Source organism: Psychrobacter sp. UBA2769, assembly GCF_002352555.1.
GTDB classification, from domain to species: domain Bacteria; phylum Pseudomonadota; class Gammaproteobacteria; order Pseudomonadales; family Moraxellaceae; genus Psychrobacter; species Psychrobacter maritimus.
In genome coordinates this window covers 67,794-89,089 of sequence record NZ_DEIR01000012.1, presented here as the reverse complement: position 1 = coordinate 89,089, position 21,296 = coordinate 67,794, and the positions used below count along the sequence as shown (strand labels likewise).

Below are 21,296 nucleotides of genomic sequence, written 5' to 3'. Positions count from 1 at the left end.
GTTGGTGATAAGTGAGTAATGGAACCACAATAATAGGGATAAAAGCATCGCTAAGGGTAAAAGCGTCAACCTAAAATATTGGCAATCAACTATTTTATTGACACGCTTGGCAGCGACCACTGAGCTCAATGACACTGCGCTCCACCATAAAACCGACATCTTGTTGTGCAAAGCTCATGATTTCTTGTACTGGTAAACTGCTGCATTCTTGCACACGCTGACACTGGGCACAGATTAAAAATGCTGCTGTATGCTGGGCGCGTGGATGACAGCAAGGCACATAAGCATTGATAGACGTTAGCTGATGAATCAAACCTTCGCTTAATAAGAACTCCAAGCTGCGATACACAGTCGGCGGCGCGACGTTTTTTGGCGTCTGACTGTTTTTCTGCTTAGCTGAAGCAGGAGTTTTGGCTTCAGGTTCGGTCAGGCGCATTTGTTGCAGCTGCGTGATTAAATCATATGCACCCACAGGCTTATTGGCTTCTAACACTAACTGATAGATTTGTTGGCGCAACGGCGTAAAGCGCGCACCGCTTGCGCGACATTGTTCTTTTGCGGCCATAAGGCGCTCATTCACATCGGACGGCGTAAAATCTTGCACATCGTGTACATGATCGCAAACGGGTGAGTGACTAGACATGAAGCAAGCTCCTAAAAATGACCCAGCGCTTTTATAATTATCACCTTTATATCTACAAGGCACTTTAGTATAAGGCACAATTTATGATGGTTTTTTATATTGTTATAGTATAACATAATAATATGCAAAGGCGGATATCGCGTTTGAACCTATCGGTACATACGCCTATTTTAATCAAAATAACGTCTGAAAACGATTATTCGCACTATTATTATTTATTGACCTTTAAAAGCAGCCATTATGATTTCATTTTTTAAAAGTTTTATACGTTTACCGATGGGCTTACAGCGCTTATTAGCGACAGGCGTCATTATATTTGGCTCGTTAATGATGAGCGCGCAAGCGGCAACGGTCAGTGTGAGTAATTATCCGCTGTTTTTATTAAGCAAAGCGGTCACAGAAGGTGCGCCATCTGCCAAGCAGTTATTGCAAGCAGGGGAGGTGGGGCATCACGGTAGTATCAGCCCGGGCGATATCAAAGCGATTCAGGACAGTAAGTTTGTGGTCTGGTTTGGTGAACCCTTAGAGAACAACTTAGCCAGCACTCTAAATAGCGCGCCCAATGCAATTGCTTTATTTAAGTTTGATGCCTTTAAACGTCATCCGCTTCGTGATATTAAAGGTAAACCACTCGCTGGCACGCTTGACCCGCATATTTGGCTCGATCCTGACAATGCAAAAGCCATTACCCGTGCGCTTGCCGTCATTCATAGTCATGCCAATCCGCAATATAAAGCGCTTTATCATGCCAATGCGCAAAAATTTGCCCAGCGCATGAATAGGGCAGTGGCCGCAGCCAATGCAAACCACGCGCAAAAACCTTTGCCGTATTGGGCCTATCACGATGCTTATCAATATATGGAAGACAGCGCCAAATTACAGCTGATTGGCAGCTTAAGTACCGATCATCATTTAGCGCCGAAAGCCAGTCAACTACGCTGGCTACATGATCAGCGCCCAGCCAAGCAAATGTGTTTGGTCAGTCCAAGCAGTCCTGCCAAAGGTCTGCTCGCCAAGCTCCAACCGGTTAAAAGTACGGTACAAGCAGAAGATATGAGCAACAGTAAAGACTTTGTCAGCGGTTGGCAGACGATGGCGCAGCAAATTCGCCAATGTATCGCATAAATACTTTTCTATAAATGATTTGCACGATGGTAATTTATAAAGCTATTCAAAAAAGCTATTTAAAAGACTCGGTAAACAAGTAATTAAAAATGACGTAAGGCGCATTTGCTTAATCATCATTAGCAAATGCGTCGATATAAACACCTTGTTATTAATGTATTCGCGAGACTTTATTCACTCTGTAGAGCACTCTTTATTGCCAGATAAGTAAATGCTTGATAAAAGGCATATTTTACTTGCTTAAAATTGCCTTGCTCCCTATAATAAGTGGCGTTTTAATTTGGTTAAAAGATAACGTCTGTAGAGTGAGCCATTCACGGATAACTTTGTCGCAACTGTGCTACATTATCCCCACGTTATAGAGCTATAGAAATATCGATGACCAAGCCTGCCAAACGCACCCAAAAAGATAAAATTGGTATTTACCTAAAACGCCAAGCATGGATTTTATTTATCCTTATTGTGCTTGGCTGGATAGTAGATGTCGCCTGGCTGGGTAGTGATAATCACACGCTGGTTATTGCAAAGAGTAACGCCATTGGTGCGCTACTCAGTTTTGCCACCCAAGCCGTGTTTGCTGGATTTATCTTTTGGTATACCGGATATCGCGCGCGCAGACACATTGTCAGCCAGCTATATCGTGGTCAGATGGTCAAATGGCTACTGACCGTGTTCGGTTTCGCACTAATTTTTATTACCATACAACCTCTATCAGCGCCTGCGCTATTCATCGGTTTTATGGTAATGCAGATTAGTCACAGTTGGATGTTGTGGCATATACGCTAGTATTTATAGACGATTATCATTTTAATGGTCAATATTATAAATAACGTTAGTTTGTCATCCTGCGGTCCAACTTCTCTACGATTACTGTTATAACGTCATTAATATATCATAAAATGACTCAGAACCGTTTTTACAATAAGAATATGAATATAGCGCTTATCTCAGCGTAAAGCGTCAAATAATTGCGATTACTAACCCCTTATCTAAACAGGGTTATCAGATATAATTAAATTATCAATATTGTATTATAGACGCAAAGCTATGTAAGCTAACGTTAACAGCGATTAACGTATTCATACAGTAAATAAAAAAGTCATAATTGACTTTACACGAATACCACGCTGCATTAATATAGGCAGCTAAATATCTTGCTGACAAGCGCTGTATTGAGCGTTTATCGTGATAAAACGATATAAGCAGACACATATATGACATTTTTGCGTACACATGCAAGGGCTATTACTGAATCATCATAAGCCCTTTTTTGATAGCTAAAATTTATCGGGCGTTATCGAATTGAGCAGTAGTCGTACATTGGTTATTCAGTTTGGTTAATGAGTAATAGCAGATTAATTAGATAGTTATGGGTTGGATGTTATTGGTTACATGAGTGCTGTCGCAGGATTTATTGATTTACTGAGTAGTAGATTCACTAAAACCGCCAACACCTCATCAGATGACAACCATATTTTTTGGTAGTTGATTAAATCGTTGATTAATAAGAAGCTTACATTATGGCATCCGAGCAAACATCATCAGAATATATCTCTCACCACTTAACGAATTGGACGTACGGCTATCTGCCGGGCGAAGGTTGGAAAGTTGCCTATACTGCTGAAGAAGCAGGTTTAATGGGTTTTAAAGCTATCCACCTTGACTCTATGTTATGGTCAATCGGTCTGGGTATTTTATTTTGTGCCATCTTTTGGATGGTTGCCAAAAAAGTTACTTCAGGCGTACCAAGTAAGACTCAAGCAGCGGTTGAGATGATCGTTGAGTTTGTTGATAACAACGTTCGTGATTCTTACAGTGGTACCTCAAAATTGATTGCGCCTTTGGCGTTAACCATTTTTGTGTGGATTTTCTTGATGAACTTGATGGATCTATTACCTATTGACTTTATTCCAAGTCTTGCAGGCCTAGTTGGCGCTGCGATGGGTCATGATCCACATCATGTGTTCTTCAAGATTGTTCCAACGACTGATCCTAATATCACCCTTGGCATGTCGTTCTCTGTCTTTGCGTTGATTATCTACTATAGTATTAAAGAAAAAGGGTTGGGCGGCTTTGTTGGTGAGTTAACACTGCATCCGTTTAGCGCCAAAAACCCAATCATGCAAATTATTTTAATCCCCATCAACTTTATCTTAGAGTTTGTTACTCTGATTGCCAAACCAATCTCATTAGGTTTGCGTCTATTCGGTAACATGTATGCTGGGGAGCTGATCTTCGTATTGATTGCCCTGATGCCGTTTTGGATTCAATGGGCGTTATCTGTACCGTGGGCAATTTTCCACATCTTAATTATTACCCTTCAAGCGTTCGTATTCATGATGTTGACGATAGTTTATATGTCGCTTGCATCATCAACTGAACATTAATTATACATTCAATAGGTAAATGAGGATACATCAATGGATCCAGTATTAGGTGGTTACACAGTTATCGCAGTAGCACTGCTTATCGGTCTTGGCGCACTTGGCACAGGCATTGGTTTTGCTATTCTAGGCGGCAAGTTCTTAGAAGGTGTTGCACGTCAACCAGAGCTTGGTTCACAGCTGCAAACTCGTATGTTCATCGTGGCAGGTCTACTTGATGCCGTACCGATGATTGGTGTTGGTATTGCTATGCTATTGTTGTTCGCTAACCCTCTAGCAGGTTAATCAGAAAGCTCAGTTGTAAATGTTTGGTGGTCAAAGTTTGTATATTAAACATAGCCAAAGTTTGGCTATCAAATATGATCAATGAAACTGATTTTTCATTAACAAAGAGGTGATCACGTGAATATCAATTCTACCCTCATCGGTCAAGCCATTGCTTTTGCAATATTTGTGATTTTTTGCATGAAATTCGTGTGGCCACCACTTATCGGTGCCATTAATGAGCGTCAGCGTAAAATTGCTGAAGGCTTAAACGCCGCAGAAAAAGCAAAAGCAGATTTAGCGACCGCGGAGCAAGATGTACAGCAGGAGCTTAATCTTGCAAAGACCAAAGCTGCTGCTCTAATTGAGCAAGCGAACAAGAGCGCCAATCAGCTTGTTGAAGATGCAAAATCGCAAGCCCAAGCGGAAGGCGAGCGCATTCGTCAACAAGCGCAAGCCTCTATCGACCAAGAAATCAATCAAGCGCGCGAATCATTGCGTGCCCAAGTTGCTGAACTGGCTGTACTTGGTGCAGAGAAGATTTTGCAAGACAAAGTCGATGTGCAAAAACATGCCAGTATGTTAGACCAACTGGCGGCGAAGCTGTAATTGTGAGGATATCATGGCTGACTTATCAACCTTAGCACGACCGTACGCTAAAGCCGCGTTTGACTATGCCAATGAAAACGGGGTAGTAAATGAGTGGGAAAACTTCTTATTTATTGCCAGCACCGTTGTCAGTGACAAGTCGTTCAGTACTTGGCTAGACAATCCAGCTGTTTCTGCTGAGCATAAGTCAGCTGCTTTGGTCGATCTTTATGATACAGAAGTAGCTAGCGCGAATGATTCTGCTTTTAAGCAGTTATTAGTCGAGACCCAAGGGGCTCGTCATGACAGCAACGCCAGCTATCCAAAAGTATCAGTAGCACTTAGTAACTTCGTTAAACAGTTATCAGAACAAGAGCGTCTGGCGCTGCTTCCTGAAGTTTATGAGCATTATCGCCGTCACAAGGCAATAAGCTTAAAGCAGCTTGACGCTTATGTGACCTCTGCTTATCCATTAACCGATGCCCAGCGTGATACGCTGCAGACGCGTCTTGCTGCTTCGCTCAATGCGAGCGTGGTGATTCATGAGTCGGTTGATCCTAGTCTTTTGGCGGGCGCTACGATTAAAGTCGGTGACAAAATCATCGATGATTCGATGCGTGGCAAGTTACAACAGTTAAAAACACAGCTAACTGCCTAATGCCAATCATCAGTGCAGCTTAATAAAGCTTGCGTGATATAAGAGCATTTAAGTCAGTGGCGGGTTATCATAAATTAAAGGAAACAAGGCAATGCAACAATTGAATCCAGCGGAAATCAGTAATCTGATTAAGCAGCGTATTCAAGACCTTGATGCGGGTGCAACTGCAAAGAATGAAGGCACGATTGTCAAAGTATCTGACGGTATCGTGCAGATTCATGGTCTTGAAGATGCCATGTACGGCGAAATGATTGAGTTTGAAGGTGAAATCTACGGAATGGCGCTTAACTTAGAGCGTGATTCTGTTGGTGCGGTAGTATTAGGCGACTTCCTAAAACTACAAGAAGGTCAAAAAGCCTATTGTACTGGTCGCATTTTGGAAGTACCCGTAGGTCCTGAGTTGCTAGGCCGTGTTGTTGATGCTTTAGGTAACCCTATTGATGGCAAAGGTCCTATCGATGCCAAGATGACTGATAAAGTCGAAAAAATCGCTCCAGGCGTCATCGACCGTCAATCAGTAGATCAACCAGTAATGACTGGTTATAAAGCTGTTGATACCATGATTCCAATCGGTCGTGGTCAGCGTGAGCTTATCATTGGTGACCGTCAGACGGGTAAAACCGCGATGGCTATCGATGCGATCATTGCGCAGAAATCATCTGGCATTAAGTGTGTATACGTCGCAATCGGTCAGAAACGTTCTACCATCGCTAACGTGGTACGTAAGCTTGAGCAAACTGGTGCCCTTGAATATACGACTGTAGTTGTAGCTTCAGCGTCAGAGCCAGCAGCACTACAGTATATCGCACCGTACTCAGGTTGTACGATGGGCGAATACTTCCGTGACCGCGGCGAAGATGCACTGATTGTTTTTGATGATTTATCAAAACAAGCGGTTGCTTATCGTCAGATTTCACTATTGCTACGTCGTCCGCCAGGCCGTGAAGCCTATCCTGGTGACGTATTCTATTTACACTCACGTTTACTTGAGCGTGCATCACGCGTAAACGCGGCGTACGTAGAAAAATTCACCAACGGTGAAGTGGTTGGTAAAACCGGTTCTTTAACCGCGCTACCTATCATTGAAACCCAAGCTGGTGACGTCTCTGCATTCGTACCAACCAACGTGATTTCAATCACTGATGGTCAGATCTTCTTAGAATCTAGCCTATTCAACTCAGGTATCCGTCCAGCAGTTAACGCTGGTATCTCGGTATCACGTGTTGGTGGTGCTGCTCAGACTAAGATTATTAAGAAACTGTCTGGTGGTATCCGTACCGCTCTAGCTCAGTATCGTGAATTGGCTGCATTTGCTCAGTTTGCATCAGACCTTGATGACGCAACGCGTGAACAGCTTGATCATGGTGAGCGCGTGACTGAATTGATGAAACAGAAACAGTATCAGCCAATGTCTATCTCTGAGCAAGCCGCAGTTATTTATGCGTCGAACGAAGGGTTCTTAGCGGACGTTCCTGTTGAAAAGATCGGTTCTTTTGAAGAAGCTTACTTACGCTATATGCATGATGAGCAGAGTGAATTGATGCGTGAGATTGATGACACTGCGAATTACAATGATGATATCGCAGGTCGTTTAAAGTCATCTTTAGAGACCTTTAAACAAAATCACAGTTATTAATTTAACGGGTTAAGCCTGAGTTGGTTAGCACTCTAGTTTAGGGTGCAAAAAGTGGCGCATTATCTGANNNCTCTTTTAAGATAGCAGCGCCACTGTTTTAACCAGCAATGGTCTAAGATTGCGTCATGCTACAAAATGTAAAGACATTATCCAATAAGTTCAGTGTTTTATATTAAATGATTGTTGCATACGCCCATGCTTTTTAACCCTCTTATATTGGAATCATTATGGCAAGCTTAAAAGAGATACGTGCCAAAGTCACCAGTATTAAAAGTACCCAGAAAATTACTCGCGCTATGCAAATGGTAGCCGCCAGTAAAATGCGCCGTGCCCAAGAGCGCATGGAAGTGGGTCGCCCGTATGCTGATAGTATGCGCCGGGTTATTTCGCATTTGGTGCATGCCTCATCAGATTACAAACATCCGTACATGGTAACGCGTCCAGTTGATAAAGTTGGCTATATTGTCATCACATCTGACCGTGGTTTGGCGGGTGGTTTGAATATTAACCTATTCAAAGCTCTATCTAAAAGTATTCAGCAATATCAAGACCAGTCTGTACAAGCCGAGTTTGCAGTGATTGGCGCTAAAGGCGTCAGCTTCTTCAAAAACTTTGGTGGTAAAGTCACCTCAGCTGTGACTGATTATGGTGATAAACCCACGTTTGAGCAATTAAACGCGCCGGTCCAAGCAATGTTAGAAGACTACAGTAACGGTAAAATCGACCGTATCTACGTGGTCTATAACCAGTTTGTAAACGCCATGACCCAAAAGCCGATTGTCAATCAATTGGTGCCTCTACCAGAGGGCTCATTTGGTGACGAAGAAAGCGGTATTCAAACAGAATTGAGCTGGGATTATATCTACGAGCCTGACATCAAAACCTTGATTGACCAATTACTTGGTCGCTATATCGAGTCGATTGTCTATCAAGCGGTAATGGAAAACATTGCCTCTGAGCAGTCTTCACGTATGGTTGCGATGAAAGCGGCGACAGATAATGCTGGTGACCTAATTAACGATTTACAGTTGGTTTATAACAAGCTGCGTCAAGCGGCGATTACCCGAGAAATCTCGGAAATCGTTGGCGGTGCTGCTGCTGTTTCATAATTGAGACCCTTTATAAAACCAACTATATACAGAAGTTCAAGGAGAACGCAATGAGTAGCGGTCGTATTGTACAGATTATTGGCGCGGTTCTTGACGTTGAGTTTAACCGTAACGAAGTTCCTCAGATTTTTGATGCCTTGCAAGTAGACGGCACTGAAACCACCCTAGAAGTACAGCAACAGCTAGGTGATGGTATCGTACGTACTATTGCGATGGGTTCAACCGAAGGCCTAAAGCGTAACCTACCAGTGACCAACACTGGCGCACCTATTTCTGTACCAGTAGGTATGGGTACCCTAGGTCGCATCATGGATGTTCTTGGTCGTCCTATCGATGAAGAAGGTCCGGTCGCCGCAGATGAGCGTTGGTCTATTCACCGTGAAGCGCCAAGCTACGCGGATCAGTCAAACAGTACTGAACTACTAGAGACTGGTATTAAAGTTATCGATCTACTTTGCCCGTTTGCTAAAGGTGGTAAAGTTGGTCTGTTTGGTGGTGCTGGTGTTGGTAAAACCGTCAACATGATGGAATTGATCAACAACATCGCTCTAAAACATGAAGGGTTGTCAGTATTTGCTGGCGTCGGTGAGCGTACGCGTGAAGGTAACGATTTCTATCACGAAATGCAAGAAGCTGGCGTTGTAAACACTGAAGACTTTAGCAAATCTAAAGTTGCGATGGTATACGGTCAGATGAATGAGCCACCAGGTAACCGTTTACGTGTTGCGCTGTCTGGTTTGACCATGGCTGAGTACTTCCGTGATACCAAAGATCCTGCCACTGGCAAAGGTCGTGACGTATTGCTATTCGTTGATAACATCTATCGTTATACACTAGCCGGTACTGAAGTATCAGCACTACTAGGTCGTATGCCATCAGCGGTTGGTTATCAGCCAACACTAGCTGAGGAGATGGGTATGCTGCAAGAGCGTATTACGTCAACGCAATCAGGTTCTATTACTTCTGTACAAGCGGTATATGTACCTGCGGATGACTTGACGGATCCATCACCAGCAACGACGTTTGCTCACTTAGATGCGACAGTGGTACTAAGCCGTGATATCGCTTCACAAGGTATCTACCCTGCAGTTGATCCACTAGATTCAACGTCACGTCAGCTTGATCCATTGGTTATTGGTGAAGAGCATTACAACGTTGCTCGTGGTGTTCAAGAAGTTCTACAGCGTTATAAAGAGCTTAAAGACATCATCGCCATCTTGGGTATGGATGAGTTATCAGAAGAAGATAAACTAGTCGTTTATCGTGCTCGTAAGATTCAGCGCTTCTTATCACAGCCATTCCACGTCGCTGAAGTATTTACCGGTGCACCTGGTAAATATGTCCCACTACGCGATACCATTGCAAGCTTTAAAGCAATCATCGCTGGTGAGTATGATAGCCTACCAGAGCAAGCTTTCTATATGGCTGGTGGCATTGACGAAGTAGTAGCTAAAGCTGAAAAAATGAAGTCTTCTGCAGCGTAAGTTGTACTCGTATTGACTAATGAGTAGGTATAATATAAACCTTGTATCTACTCTTCAATCACGCATCGCAGTTTTTACTGTTTTTTGATCGCGCTTTGATGGTAAGGAATTAAGTATGGCAACGTTACAATGTCGCGTCGTAAGTGCTCGTGAAGAGTTGTATTCAGGCGAAATTAGCATGTTAATAGCTAGTGGTACCGAAGGCGAGATTGGTATATTGCCAGGTCACACTCCGCTTATTACTTTGCTAAAGCCAGGTGCAATGCGCGTCCAAACGCCTAACGGTGAAGAAGAAGTGATTTACGTCTCAGGCGGCGTGTTAGAAGTACAGCCAAAAATGGTCACCGTACTTGCTGATACTGCCATGCGTGCACATAACCTTGACGAAAGTAAAATCGTTGAAGCACGTAAGAAAGCTGAGCAAATGCTGGTCAACCAAACTGATACTGTACAGACCAATGCTGCCTTGGCTTCATTGGCTGAGTCAGTCGCCCAGCTACAGACTATCCGTAAATACAAAAACCGCGCTTAGTCTTATAGTTTGTAGCAAAGGTTAGAGTATTTCTTTAACTTTTTTACAATAATAAAAAAACAGTCCATCATGGGCTGTTTTTTTATACCTGTTGTTCTGATAGCTAGTAATTTTTTCTGTTAACGTATCGGTTTTGATTTGCACGGACTATACATAGAAATTAGTTATATTATTCAAGAATTCTTAATAACCAACCAATTTTTAGTAAATGAATGAGAAGTCACTAGCGACAATGACAATATATGGTTATATTAGGGGTTAGATAAAAATTTGCTCACGATAAAAGTTTCTTACACAGATTTTCGTTACATGCATTCTTATAAAATGCATTCTTAAAAGAGTGTCCTAATTATATCTATATGAGTGAGAGGTTCAGTAGGGCAGGACGTTTGAATGATTAATAGCAAACGCTTATTTCATATAAATAATGCCTGATGCCTTTTTATCAGGATAAAGGGTATAATTTTTGGACGCAAACTAAAGTTTTAATGGGTGTAGTTTATAGGTTTTGTTAACAACTATAAGCTATAGTATAGGAAGCTGTGTGTTTAATAGTATACTGTGCTACCAAGTTTGTAACCGCTATAACGGCATCGATTGCAACAGGTTACGGATCGATTAAGTTACGGTGCTATTAATTTACCGCTCTTACTTTTACTGCTTTTAAATTAGATGTATTAGAGGATATAACAATGACAACGAATGAAGAAGACAACACCCCCCGAATCTTGATTGTTGAGGATGACGAGCGTCTGGCCATGTTGACCCAAGATTATTTGGTCAAGAACGGTTTAGAAGTGGCAATTGAAACTGATGGTAATCGCGCCATTCGTCGTATTGTCAACGAACAACCAGATTTGGTCGTGCTTGATGTCATGCTTCCTGGTAGTGATGGCTTGACCGTATGCCGTGAGGTACGTCCACACTATCAGAACCCAATTTTGATGCTGACCGCGCGCACAGAAGATATGGATCAGGTATTGGGTCTTGAAATGGGCGCTGACGACTATGTTGCCAAACCTGCGCAGCCACGTGTACTGCTCGCGCGTATTCGTGCATTATTACGTCGCTCAGAAAACGCGCCATCAGAAGATGTGCCACAGCGTTTAGAGTTTGGTGAATTGGTCATCGATAATGGTGGTCGTTCAGTGAATCTAGGTGATGAGCTGGTTGATTTCACCAGTGCAGAATATGACCTATTATGGTTATTGGCTTCTAATGCTGGTCGTATCTTGTCACGTGAAGATATCTTTGAGCGCCTACGCGGTATCGAATATGATGGTCAAGATCGCTCAATTGACGTGCGTATCTCGCGTATCCGTCCAAAAATCGGCGATGATCCAGAAAATCCTAAGCGTATCAAAACCGTCCGTAGTAAAGGGTATTTGTTCGTTAAAGAAGGCAATTAATACTTTATCTTTGATATAAGTATTTAGTCTGTATCACCTTTTAATAAAAAACCAGCATCATGCTGGTTTTTTATGGCCTAAATTTTAATTTTTAAACTTAAATGCTGTGTTATGTGCTTTAATTGAGCGATAATTATCGATGCTAGATATCTAGTATCAGGTAAAAAATGCCATAATCATTTATTATCTATTAATAATTTTTCTAAATTAGGTTGGTCACGGCACGTATGTCATTAGTTTCTTCTCTTAAACATAGTATTTTTGTTCGTATCTATGCCGGACTATTGATAGTCTGCTTGTGTGTGGCATTGTTCGCCCAATTATTGATGGACACCATCAATAAAGAACGCGTGCAGTCTTACCGTGAAAACATGGCGACGGGTGCCTTTCATATTGTCAGTGAAGGCATTGCGCATCAAGAGAGTGACTCTCAGCGCGAATATTGGTTGTCTGATGCGAGTAGCTTATTTGGCGCAGAATTTAGTATTGTGCCGATTAATGAGGTCGATTTTAATGCCAGTGAGCTGCGGCGCTTTGAGAAAGGCAATACTGTCGTTCGCTATGTCAGCCAGCCTGTTTATGCCGATGTCTATTATCGTTTGCCAGACAATCGAAATGTTTTAACGGCGCGCATATCGCAAGTGACCGAACAACAAGTACGTGCCATCGCTGTATTTTTGCTCGATGACTTATCGTACCATGCTACCTTGTCTGATAAGCGGGCGCGCTTGGCTGAGCTAGAGAAAAAGTTTGCTTTTCCCTTAGAATTTAAAGCGGTCACTACGCTCAATTTAGATCCTGATCAGATGGCACGTTTGCGCCGCGATGAGGTGGTCATTTTATTACAAGATACCAATACCAGTAAAAGTAACTCCTCAATCAAAGTCGTTGTACCGTCTGAAATCAATGATATGGCGATTTTAATTGGTCCGGTGCCGTTATTTAATTGGTTCCCGCTCAATCTGATTGTTAGTATGATTTTGATCAGTATGTTTTTAATCAGTTTGGGCGTATATGCGCTTATTTTCCCGCTCGAGCGCAAATTGCAATTGATTCAAGTCGGTGTCAACGAAGTTAGTAAAGGCAATCTTGATATTAAAGTACAGGTTATCGGTCAAGATGAAATTGCGCGCTTATCCGCGACCTTTAATGCGATGACAGCACATATCAAGCGCTTAATTGAATCGCAGCGTGAGCTGACGCGTGCGGTATCGCATGAACTGCGTACGCCTGTTGCTCGTATTCGTTTTGCTGTTGATATGCTGGCAGATACCGATGATGAAGATTCACGTTTTATGCAGCGTGATTTTATTGATGAGGATATCGAAGCGCTTAACGGCTTGATTGATGAGATTTTAACTTACGCCAAGCTTGAAGAGGGCTCACCGAAACTAGATTTAGAGCCGGTCAATTTGCGAGAATTGCTCGAGCAAATTGAGCGTGAGACCAATGCTTTAGGGAAACCTATCAAGATAGTGACCAACCTGCCCAATGCTAAAGTAACGGCGGTTGCCGATAGACGTTATCTGCATCGGGTGATTCAGAATCTTGCTGGTAACGCGCTACGTTATGCAGAGACGACCATTATCATTAGTGCTGGGGTCAAAAAAGGCAATGCTTTTGTCAGTGTGGAAGATGACGGTCATGGTATTCCAGAAGAAGATCGCGAAAAAGTCTTTATTCCGTTTTCACGCTTGGACGATAGCCGTACACGAGCGTCTGGTGGCTATGGTTTAGGTCTGTCTATTGTGTCGCGTATCGCCTTTTGGTTTAATGGCAATATGAAAGTCGGCGAGAGCCGGGAGCTTGGCGGCGCCCGCTTTGTCATGACTTGGCCTATCAAACCGTTGACTCAAGTGCTTGCCGCCGATGAGCTTACCCAAGAAAAAAGCGACCGTGATTTTGATGCTTAATTAAGTCTATTTGAATGGCAATAATTACTAGGCATTAAAAGTGCTTAAACTTGTTTTGGTAGTGTGACTGGTAGAAGCTGATACATCATTGGCTAAAACAGCCGTGATTAATGGTTGATTAACAACTGATGGTTTATGACAGCTTTTAAAGCAGATTAAAAATAGAGGAGGGCAAAGGATGCCGTATTTATTTGGTGGTTTAGTGGTATTGAACGCAGCAGCACTCGGTTATTATTTATTCTTGCAGCAGCCAACCAGCACTGAGACGCTAAAGGCTGCGCAGAATGAAATAACCCAGCCTTTAGCCTTTACCAATAGTGCGGAGTATATTCCGCCTATCATTGGTACTAGAGAGTAGTACGGCTCGTTTGGCTAACAATGAATAATTCACAATGAATAGCTATTAACCAAACTTTGGCTGTGATGTCATTATTGTTTATCTACAGATCATTTATCTACAGATTATTTATATTATCATCAGGGATAGATGATTTGTCGTTTTCAACATCTAATGGCGGCTCACCTGCCACTTTAGAGATGAGTGGGATACGCACACAAACTTGTAGCCCGCCATCTGGATGATTAATCGCCTCAACCGTCCCATGATGTAAGCGCGCAATACGGTCGACAATCGCTAGACCAAGCCCGCTACCTTGCGTGGTACGCGCTGATTCGCCGCGCTCAAACGGTTGCATGACACGCTCTAACTGGTCTTCTGCGACCCCATCGCCACAGTCGCGCACACATATCACCAATTGCTCTTTTGCTTCTTTATTGACCTCGTTTTCAGTCACCACATCACTGTCTTCTATCTCAGCCGTCTCTATAAAGGTCGGTACGACGGTCGCTGATAAATAAATCGGTGCTTTGCCGTAACGCTTGGCATTATTGACCAGATTTATAACCAAGCGTTTAATTGACATCGGCCGTATAGGAACCACTTTGTGACATTCAGACTGGTAAATGAATTCCAGCGGCGCAAATTGCACCATGATTTCATTAAAGATGGTATCTAAATTGGTCAAACGTACCGGTTCATCGGAACCATCTTTCATAAATGAGATAAATTGCTCTAAAATCGCATCCATATCCTCAATATCGTAAATCAAACCTTCACGAAAAAAATCGTCGGGCAGCATCTCAGCGGTCAAGCGCATACGGGTCAGCGGTGTGCGCAAATCATGCGAGATACCGGCTAGCATAATCGTCCGCTCTTTTTGCGCTTGATTTAGAGTGGTAAATAAACGGTTAAAGGCCATATTAACTTGGCGTATTTCAGTCGGTCCGTTATGGGTCGGTAATGTAGTGGCATGACCCAAGCGAATATAATTGGTTGCTGCCCGCTGCAAATACCGTAACGGACGATTTAATTGCCGTGCCAATAAAATAATAGTCAGCAAGGTCAAAATAGGCAGACCTACTAAGAATAACCATAGTAGCGCAGGGCTATATTGCGAGTAATATACCACTGGTTCGCGAATCCAAAAGCTGGTATCACGGCTGTCTTGCACCCACAGCTGCGGCGTTGGTTTAAACTTAAAATACACTTCTACTGGACGCCCTAACTGTGCGCCAATTTCGCGTTGCAATACATCGGTAAACACGCCAACAAAGGCTTTATCTTCTATCGTTGGAAAGTCGCTAGGATTATTGACCACCACCACGTGCGAGTGCTGATAAATCCATTGCCGCACGGCAGGGTTATGTTTCCAGTCTTGGTTAACGCTGTTCATTAAGCGTAATTCGCTGGTCAGATAGCGCGCATGGTTTTTAAGCTCGGGTAAATACAGACTACGCCAAAAAAACGAAATCGATACCCCAACACTGATAATGACAATAAACGCCACCATTAAGGTGGTCAGCCAAGTGTTGGAGTAGGAGCGGGCAAGCCGACCTTTGCGCCGTGGTTGCGATTTTGGTGTAGTCATAAGAGTCCAAGTTGTGCGGTTTGATAGTAGGGTTTGGTCTTAGCGTTTGCTTGTAGGATAGCATAATCAAATAATGCGGTTGTTGGCTTTACCGATAGAATTAGTAGCCAATTTAATAGGGTCAAGCCCAATAAATAGACCACGAATTATGAATTATGTTTTACATGCATTGCTATTTAAGCTATTGTTAATAAATAATTAAATAAGCACAGTTTATGTTTTCAATAAAACAAGACTGTGCTATAATTATGCCCTTTTTGGTATACCTGCGAAAGAGAGAATTCACATGGTTGTTATTCGTTTAGCACGGGGCGGTGCCAAGAAACGCCCATTTTATCAAGTAGTTGTTGCTGATCAACGCCGCGCGCGTGACGGTCGCTACATTGAAAACATCGGCTTTTTTAACCCACTCGCTAAAGAGTCTGAAGAAGCAGTACGCCTAAACATGGAAGCGTACAATGCGTGGATCGCTAAAGGTGCACAACCTTCAGATCGCGTTGCTTCATTAGCAAAAGCTTATAACAAGTCTGTAGCTCAAACTGAAGCAACTGCTTAAGTTTTGGCTACTAAGTACTGATAGCGTGATGTTTGCGTTTATTAGTCGGCTTTAGAAAACATAGCGTAACTGGTCTGACCAGGGTGCGCCATTAACTGTTTATTACTTTTGATTGCGTTTATCGCTTTTGATTGAACTGTATTCAGCATTGCTGTTTTAATCATCGTTAGGTTAGCCGTTATGTCATCTGTTCCAAACGCTAGTGCACTTATGAAAATCGGTCAGCTAAAAAAGCCTTATGGCATTAAAGGCTGGCTGTGGGTATTTAGCGATACGGATGATCGTACGGCAATATTTGACATGCAGCCTTGGTGGATGAAAACTGCTACTGGCATGAAGCCTTTGACCGTAAAGGCTTGGCGTGAGCAAGGGACAGGTATTGTCGCTCAATTTGAGCAAATCCCTGACCGTAACCTTGCTGAGACCATGAATGGGGTAACCCTTTGGGTCGAACAAAACGTTTTGCCAGAAACAGCGGAAGACGAATATTATTGGTCGGATTTGGTCAGCTTGCGCGTGATAAACGAGCAAGATGAGTATCTAGGCAATATTACTGAAATGTTTGAAACCGGAGCCCATGACATCATGCTCGTAACGGCAAATTCAGACAGTTTGGATAAAGAAGAGCGCCTGATACCGTGGCATAAGCAAACAGTGATTGAAGTCAATATGACCGAGAAAACGGTGCTTGTGGCATGGCCAAGTGATTATTAATAATAAGTGATTATTAATCAGTAATGGTTAATAAGGTCTTATTAAGACAAGCTGTAGTGAGATAAGTTTCGACTTTATCGTTAAAGGTTGTTGATAGTCACACCGATTTATTTAGCCACTGTTATCCATTGTGCAAGTAGACATCAGATGTATTTTGCCGTGATTAGTATTTTCCCTGAAATGTTTGCCACGATTCGTGAGTTTGGAATCACGGGACGGGCAGTCACTCAGGAGCAAGTCACGATTGAATGCATCAACCCGCGTGATTATACCACTGATAATTATCGCCGTATTGATGAGCGCCCGTATGGCGGCGGTCCTGGCATGGTGATGATGGCTGAGCCATTATCCCAAGCCATTGAGGATGCCCGCCTACGAGCCAGTCAGCACGGCTGCCGTGTCGATAGTGAGCATTGTCCGGTGATATATATGTCACCACAAGGCAAAACGCTCAGCGAGAGTAGTGTGGTCAGTATGACTGAGTACGATGGCATGATTTTATTATGCGGTCGTTACGAAGGTATTGATGAGCGCTTACTGTCGCAGTATGTCGACATGGAGATATCGCTCGGTGATTATGTCTTAACGGGTGGTGAGCTACCAGCCATGGTACTGATGGATAGTGTGATACGTCGTCTGCCTGATATTATGGGTGATGATAAGTCAGCTGAGCAAGACTCGTTCGTCGATGGCTTGCTTGATTGTCCACATTATACTAAGCCGCATGAGTTTGCTGGTATGGCGGTTCCTGAAGTATTGCTTTCAGGACATCATGCCAATATCGCTAAGTGGCGCTTTAGCCAACAGGTCAGCCGCACGCAAGCGCGGCGTCCCGATTTATGGCAAGCGTTTACCCCAACGGTAGAGCAAGCAAAGTGGCTCAAAGCATTGGCTAAAGCAGATAAAAAGCCACGTTAATAGCGGTTAAAAACATAAACAGTTAAGCAATAAAATTTTGAGCAGTAATAAAACGAGTCATAGCATAATGGCCGTTTGTCATAACCCATTTACGTTGTAGCTATTATTAGTCCAAGATATTAATAACAGCTATGATTAATTATTACAAACAGGTGATATGCGTCAAGCCTCTATTATCTAATGTGAGGAGATAACTCTCATGAGCAACAAGCATCCATTGGTTCAGGTCATCGAAAATGCTCAATTGATTGAGCGCCCAAGCTTTGCACCCGGCGATACCGTTGTGGTTCAAGTAAAAGTACGTGAAGGTGAGCGTGAGCGTTTACAGGCTTTTGAAGGCGTTGTAATTGCTAAGCGTAATCGCGGTCTAAACTCAGCATTTACCGTTCGTAAAATTTCAAGCGGTGTTGGTGTTGAGCGTGCATTTCAATTGCATTCACCAATCATTGATAGCATTGAAGTGAAACGCCGTGGCGCAGTTCGCCGTGCGAAACTATACTACTTACGTGAGCGCTCTGGTAAATCAGCACGTATCCGCGAAAAGTTGGTTGCTCGTGCTCCTAAAGCGGCTCAGAAAAAAACTGACGCTTAGACTGTACTGAGTATCTGATTTTAAGCATCGCGCTTAAAATTACTTATATGATTCAGCCGTCTATTGTACGACTGCGTTGTGAAGTAAAAGTAGATACAAGCCCTTATTCATAGGTTTATTTATAAATAAGCGGGCCATACCAAAAAAGACAAAACCCCAATCTGTGCGCATGCCAGATTGGGGTTTTTGTATGTGGGGCTTTATTTTAATTGAACGCTTTAAACTTAACGTTAGCTTTCAAGGTGGTCTATACGGTTAGTTTGGTCTTTAGATTTGCTGTACTTACGCAGTCGAATATAAAGGGTCTTAGTCACAGTCGCGATGACTTTTTGTTGTTCATCGACGATATCGACTTTATATTCACGAAATACCGGCTCACCTTCTTTCGCCAATTCTTGAATAGTAATAATCTCGGCGCTAGGGATTTTCATGCGCGCGGTGACTTTGCTATTGCCAGGGGCAATAAATTCAATATGTGAGCTTTTATCCCAAACCACGTAGCTGCTACCGAGTTGGTGCATCAGCATCAGCATATAAAATGGATCAACCATCGAATATAGACTGCCACCAAATTGAGTGCCAACGATATTCTTATTTAAGCTATTTAGCCCCATGTTGACCACGCATAAACCTTGGTCTAGGTTGATATGCTCAATCTTGATACCGGCACCGATGTAGGGCGCATAAGTGTTGATACGCAATTTAAGCAAATAAGGGGTGAGTAATGGCATGATGTTTTTTTTGGCATTACGTTTCAGCGTTTCAAGATTTTTAGGCAGTAAACTCATCAATATTTCCTATTGGCTTTTCCGGTTTTGCTAATCTTATCGTATGGATTTTTTTATCGTATGGAGTATTTTTATTGTATGCAGTCAACCTTGACCGCCGTGCTTGCTGCTTTTAAATGAGAGCTACCAAGCAATGAGCGATAAAAAGATATTTATCATAGTGAAAAACACCTAAGCTCACCAGCTTTAAAGCGTAACAAGCGCAAAATGACCATGATACCGCTTATCCTTTACGTGGATTCATTACATTTGTATGGGTGTTACCGGCTAAGCCATAATAAATACTTTTCATAACGATACGTATGGTATCTTTTCATGTATAAAACCTCGCATTATCCTTGCCGATGCCTTACAATAGCCGCAATTTTGTTTTGGGCAGCGTCATATTTACCCGCTCTTAGGGTAGTAGCGCCGCTCAAACCTCAGTCGACATAAGGAAATGTGATGAGTGGTACACAGCTTCCCGCCTCAGGGTCCAACCCGCAGCAACCAACCCCTTCTGATAGTGATTTGCAAGACAGCTATGTAGACTTACATAAGCCCAATTCTAGTTTTAAAAATCGTAACGCCTATCTGAATCATGAATTGCAAATCATGCAGCCGAAACGCTGGCGACCTAATCTGCCGTTCCGTGATTATCGTTTTGAATATGAAGATACGATTCCGGCGATGGCGGCGACCATTGGTAAAGTCGTGATGGTGGGCGCCATTGCGGCAACCTTTGCAGGTCCTCTTGGTTTGAGCGATGCTTTTGTCCTAGAAAACGTGCGTTATGAGCTGCTCATCGTGGCGTTTTTTGTCATTTTATTCTCAGGCTTTTTGCTACCGACCGCCAACCTTGCTGGTACGCATGGTCCACTGATTCCGCTGATTCCTATCGTCGTTGCCGCTGGTGGTCACCCAATGGCCTTTGGTCTGCTTATCGGTGCTTTTGGCTTGTTACTGGCCATCAGTAAAGGGGGCAGTCTGCTGGCAAACTTGACCAGTAAAGGCGTGTGCGGTGGCTTGCTACTGTATCTGGGCTTTATTGGTACCATCTCGCAAGTCAAAAACCTATTTGCGTGGGCAGAAGGCATTGGCATGGCGCATATCGCCTTTGTGGTCATTCTACTGACGATTATATTGTATGCGGTGTTAGAGAACTTCCAAAAGCGCTGGCTTGCAGTGCCGCTGAGCTGTCTATTAGGTGGCGGGGTTGCTTTTGCGATGGGCGCGCCCTTTGCCTTTGAAACGGCACCGGGTTTACCGCACATGAATCCTATGTATTGGTGGGGTGAAGATACCGGTTGGATGCTTGGATTGCCAACCATTGAAAGCTTCGTTGTGGTGTTACCCTTTGCGGTGTTGGCCGTCGCCATGTGGTCGCCAGACTTTTTAGGTCATCAAGTCTTTCAAAAAATCAGCTATCCAAAACGCACTGAGCGCGTGCTTATGGATATCGATGATACGATGACCAGTGCATCTATTCGTCAGGTAGCAGGTTCTTTATTAGGCGGTGCAAACTTTGCATCGTCATGGGGCACGTATATTGTACCTGCGGCAATTGCCAAGCGTCCTATTCCAGCCGGTGCGGTATTAACGGGCGTATTTTGTCTTATTGCCGGTATTTGGGGTTATCCAATGGATTTGGCCATTTGGGAACCGGTGATGTGTGTGGCGCTGATTGTTGGTGTCTTTATCCCATTGCTTGAAGCTGGGATGGAGATGACACGCGAGGGCAAAACCACTCAGTCTGCCGCTATTGTTGTCTTTGCATCAGCCTTGGTAAATCCAGCTTTTGGTTGGTCCATTACCCTAGTACTGGATAATTTAGGCTTAATTGGCTCGAAAGAGCGTAGTGCCAATCTGACCAAAATGAGCCGCTGGATTATTCCTGTGGTCACGTTTGTGATATTAACAGGGGTTATGGCAATCGTTGGTATGTTGCCAGGTATCCCAGCACTATTACCAAATTTCCGTCACTAGTCGCACTGTAGGGTTGTTTTTCTGCAAAAAGTCAGCCTTGGTGCTGGCTTTTTTTATGGTTGTTGCTAAGCTGATAAAGGTTCTTGTAAA

21 protein-coding genes are annotated in these 21,296 nt (G+C 43.2%); 18 read left to right on the top strand and 3 right to left on the bottom strand.

Translation table 11 applies throughout. The annotated features are described in order from the left end of the window. Nucleotides 1-94: 94 nt before the first annotated feature. Entirely contained in the window at nt 95-643 is a 549-nt protein-coding gene (locus tag B3Q63_RS05105; RefSeq protein ID WP_296174481.1) for a transcriptional repressor, read from the bottom strand. A gap of 276 nt (nt 644-919) precedes the next feature. Between B3Q63_RS05105 and B3Q63_RS05100 the strand changes: the two genes are divergently transcribed. The 13 genes from B3Q63_RS05100 to B3Q63_RS05040 all read left to right on the top strand — a co-directional run bounded on the left by B3Q63_RS05100 (nt 920) and on the right by B3Q63_RS05040 (nt 14,103). Then, nucleotides 920-1,768: a metal ABC transporter solute-binding protein, Zn/Mn family gene (locus B3Q63_RS05100; RefSeq protein ID WP_414706313.1), complete on the top strand. Its 849-nt coding sequence runs from the start codon at nt 920-922 to the stop codon at nt 1,766-1,768. A gap of 378 nt (nt 1,769-2,146) precedes the next feature. After that, the gene (locus B3Q63_RS05095; protein WP_201629341.1) at nt 2,147-2,554 is read left to right on the top strand and encodes an ATP synthase subunit I; all 408 of its coding nucleotides are present in this window, start codon (nt 2,147-2,149) and stop codon (nt 2,552-2,554) included. 734 nt (nt 2,555-3,288) lie between these two features. Then, on the top strand, nt 3,289-4,155 hold the full coding sequence (gene atpB, locus B3Q63_RS05090; protein WP_149490806.1) for a F0F1 ATP synthase subunit A: 867 nt from the start codon (nt 3,289-3,291) through the stop codon (nt 4,153-4,155). Between the two features lie 33 nt (nt 4,156-4,188). Continuing rightward, complete coding sequence (atpE, locus tag B3Q63_RS05085) at nt 4,189-4,437, top strand: F0F1 ATP synthase subunit C (protein WP_025651437.1); 249 nt, start codon at nt 4,189-4,191, stop codon at nt 4,435-4,437. Nucleotides 4,438-4,554: 117 nt separating this feature from the next. Further along, nucleotides 4,555-5,025, top strand: coding sequence for a F0F1 ATP synthase subunit B (locus B3Q63_RS05080; RefSeq protein WP_149490807.1), 471 nt, complete (start codon nt 4,555-4,557; stop codon nt 5,023-5,025). Nucleotides 5,026-5,038: 13 nt separating this feature from the next. Continuing rightward, on the top strand, nt 5,039-5,662 hold the full coding sequence (locus B3Q63_RS05075) for a F0F1 ATP synthase subunit delta (protein ID WP_201563681.1): 624 nt from the start codon (nt 5,039-5,041) through the stop codon (nt 5,660-5,662). Nucleotides 5,663-5,753: 91 nt separating this feature from the next. After that, a complete protein-coding gene (atpA, locus tag B3Q63_RS05070) occupies nt 5,754-7,298 on the top strand; it encodes a F0F1 ATP synthase subunit alpha (protein WP_149490809.1) in 1,545 nt (514 codons plus the stop codon). Nucleotides 7,299-7,525: 227 nt separating this feature from the next. Next, nucleotides 7,526-8,407, top strand: a complete 882-nt coding sequence (gene atpG, locus B3Q63_RS05065) for a F0F1 ATP synthase subunit gamma (RefSeq protein WP_201563679.1) — start codon at nt 7,526-7,528, stop codon at nt 8,405-8,407. A 50-nt stretch (nt 8,408-8,457) separates the two neighbouring features. Next, nucleotides 8,458-9,891 carry a F0F1 ATP synthase subunit beta gene (atpD, locus tag B3Q63_RS05060; protein WP_201563677.1) on the top strand — a complete coding sequence of 478 codons (1,434 nt, stop codon included), beginning with the start codon at nt 8,458-8,460 and terminating at the stop codon, nt 9,889-9,891. Between the two features lie 115 nt (nt 9,892-10,006). Continuing rightward, nucleotides 10,007-10,423: a F0F1 ATP synthase subunit epsilon gene (locus B3Q63_RS05055; protein ID WP_201563675.1), complete on the top strand. Its 417-nt coding sequence runs from the start codon at nt 10,007-10,009 to the stop codon at nt 10,421-10,423. A 692-nt stretch (nt 10,424-11,115) separates the two neighbouring features. Next, nucleotides 11,116-11,832: a response regulator gene (locus B3Q63_RS05050; RefSeq protein ID WP_021812806.1), complete on the top strand. Its 717-nt coding sequence runs from the start codon at nt 11,116-11,118 to the stop codon at nt 11,830-11,832. Nucleotides 11,833-12,059: 227 nt separating this feature from the next. After that, the gene (locus B3Q63_RS05045) at nt 12,060-13,745 is read left to right on the top strand and encodes an ATP-binding protein (RefSeq protein ID WP_296174467.1); all 1,686 of its coding nucleotides are present in this window, start codon (nt 12,060-12,062) and stop codon (nt 13,743-13,745) included. 178 nt (nt 13,746-13,923) lie between these two features. Further along, nucleotides 13,924-14,103, top strand: a complete 180-nt coding sequence (locus B3Q63_RS05040) for a hypothetical protein (RefSeq protein ID WP_183621012.1) — start codon at nt 13,924-13,926, stop codon at nt 14,101-14,103. A gap of 97 nt (nt 14,104-14,200) precedes the next feature. Here B3Q63_RS05040 and B3Q63_RS05035 read toward each other — a convergent pair whose 3' ends face one another. Continuing rightward, nucleotides 14,201-15,673, bottom strand: coding sequence for an ATP-binding protein (locus B3Q63_RS05035; protein ID WP_201624962.1), 1,473 nt, complete (start codon nt 15,671-15,673; stop codon nt 14,201-14,203). A gap of 286 nt (nt 15,674-15,959) precedes the next feature. Here B3Q63_RS05035 and rpsP point away from each other — a divergent pair, with 286 nt between their 5' ends. The 4 genes from rpsP to rplS all read left to right on the top strand — a co-directional run bounded on the left by rpsP (nt 15,960) and on the right by rplS (nt 18,453). Continuing rightward, entirely contained in the window at nt 15,960-16,229 is a 270-nt protein-coding gene (gene rpsP, locus B3Q63_RS05030) for a 30S ribosomal protein S16 (protein WP_010197931.1), read from the top strand. 180 nt (nt 16,230-16,409) lie between these two features. Beyond that, nucleotides 16,410-16,943 carry a ribosome maturation factor RimM gene (gene rimM / locus B3Q63_RS05025; RefSeq protein ID WP_296174454.1) on the top strand — a complete coding sequence of 178 codons (534 nt, stop codon included), beginning with the start codon at nt 16,410-16,412 and terminating at the stop codon, nt 16,941-16,943. Nucleotides 16,944-17,090: 147 nt separating this feature from the next. Continuing rightward, on the top strand, nt 17,091-17,861 hold the full coding sequence (gene trmD / locus B3Q63_RS05020; protein WP_201619606.1) for a tRNA (guanosine(37)-N1)-methyltransferase TrmD: 771 nt from the start codon (nt 17,091-17,093) through the stop codon (nt 17,859-17,861). A gap of 199 nt (nt 17,862-18,060) precedes the next feature. Continuing rightward, complete coding sequence (rplS, locus tag B3Q63_RS05015; RefSeq protein ID WP_191690714.1) at nt 18,061-18,453, top strand: 50S ribosomal protein L19; 393 nt, start codon at nt 18,061-18,063, stop codon at nt 18,451-18,453. A gap of 230 nt (nt 18,454-18,683) precedes the next feature. On the opposite strand, the gene B3Q63_RS05010 is transcribed toward rplS, so the two are convergent. Further along, complete coding sequence (locus tag B3Q63_RS05010) at nt 18,684-19,241, bottom strand: DUF4442 domain-containing protein (protein ID WP_296174449.1); 558 nt, start codon at nt 19,239-19,241, stop codon at nt 18,684-18,686. Between the two features lie 444 nt (nt 19,242-19,685). On the opposite strand from B3Q63_RS05010, the gene B3Q63_RS05005 reads away from it, so the two are divergent. Further along, complete coding sequence (locus tag B3Q63_RS05005; RefSeq protein WP_201619608.1) at nt 19,686-21,206, top strand: DUF3360 family protein; 1,521 nt, start codon at nt 19,686-19,688, stop codon at nt 21,204-21,206. The last annotated feature ends 90 nt before the right edge of the window (nt 21,207-21,296 follow it).

Excerpts from the sequence above, each read along its gene's own strand:
- B3Q63_RS05105 (WP_296174481.1), bottom strand. The coding sequence starts at position 643 with ATGTCTAGTCACTCACCCGTTTGCGATCATGTACACGATGTGCAAGAT.
- B3Q63_RS05100 (WP_414706313.1), top strand. The coding sequence starts at position 920 with ATGGGCTTACAGCGCTTATTAGCGACAGGCGTCATTATATTTGGCTCG.
- B3Q63_RS05095 (WP_201629341.1), top strand. The coding sequence starts at position 2,147 with ATGACCAAGCCTGCCAAACGCACCCAAAAAGATAAAATTGGTATTTAC.
- atpB (WP_149490806.1), top strand. The coding sequence starts at position 3,289 with ATGGCATCCGAGCAAACATCATCAGAATATATCTCTCACCACTTAACG.
- atpE (WP_025651437.1), top strand. The coding sequence starts at position 4,189 with ATGGATCCAGTATTAGGTGGTTACACAGTTATCGCAGTAGCACTGCTT.
- B3Q63_RS05075 (WP_201563681.1), top strand. The coding sequence starts at position 5,039 with ATGGCTGACTTATCAACCTTAGCACGACCGTACGCTAAAGCCGCGTTT.
- atpA (WP_149490809.1), top strand. The coding sequence starts at position 5,754 with ATGCAACAATTGAATCCAGCGGAAATCAGTAATCTGATTAAGCAGCGT.
- atpG (WP_201563679.1), top strand. The coding sequence starts at position 7,526 with ATGGCAAGCTTAAAAGAGATACGTGCCAAAGTCACCAGTATTAAAAGT.
- atpD (WP_201563677.1), top strand. The coding sequence starts at position 8,458 with ATGAGTAGCGGTCGTATTGTACAGATTATTGGCGCGGTTCTTGACGTT.
- B3Q63_RS05055 (WP_201563675.1), top strand. The coding sequence starts at position 10,007 with ATGGCAACGTTACAATGTCGCGTCGTAAGTGCTCGTGAAGAGTTGTAT.
- B3Q63_RS05050 (WP_021812806.1), top strand. The coding sequence starts at position 11,116 with ATGACAACGAATGAAGAAGACAACACCCCCCGAATCTTGATTGTTGAG.
- B3Q63_RS05045 (WP_296174467.1), top strand. The coding sequence starts at position 12,060 with ATGTCATTAGTTTCTTCTCTTAAACATAGTATTTTTGTTCGTATCTAT.
- B3Q63_RS05040 (WP_183621012.1), top strand. The coding sequence starts at position 13,924 with ATGCCGTATTTATTTGGTGGTTTAGTGGTATTGAACGCAGCAGCACTC.
- B3Q63_RS05035 (WP_201624962.1), bottom strand. The coding sequence starts at position 15,673 with ATGACTACACCAAAATCGCAACCACGGCGCAAAGGTCGGCTTGCCCGC.
- rpsP (WP_010197931.1), top strand. The coding sequence starts at position 15,960 with ATGGTTGTTATTCGTTTAGCACGGGGCGGTGCCAAGAAACGCCCATTT.
- rimM (WP_296174454.1), top strand. The coding sequence starts at position 16,410 with ATGTCATCTGTTCCAAACGCTAGTGCACTTATGAAAATCGGTCAGCTA.
- trmD (WP_201619606.1), top strand. The coding sequence starts at position 17,091 with ATGTATTTTGCCGTGATTAGTATTTTCCCTGAAATGTTTGCCACGATT.
- rplS (WP_191690714.1), top strand. The coding sequence starts at position 18,061 with ATGAGCAACAAGCATCCATTGGTTCAGGTCATCGAAAATGCTCAATTG.
- B3Q63_RS05010 (WP_296174449.1), bottom strand. The coding sequence starts at position 19,241 with ATGAGTTTACTGCCTAAAAATCTTGAAACGCTGAAACGTAATGCCAAA.
- B3Q63_RS05005 (WP_201619608.1), top strand. The coding sequence starts at position 19,686 with ATGAGTGGTACACAGCTTCCCGCCTCAGGGTCCAACCCGCAGCAACCA.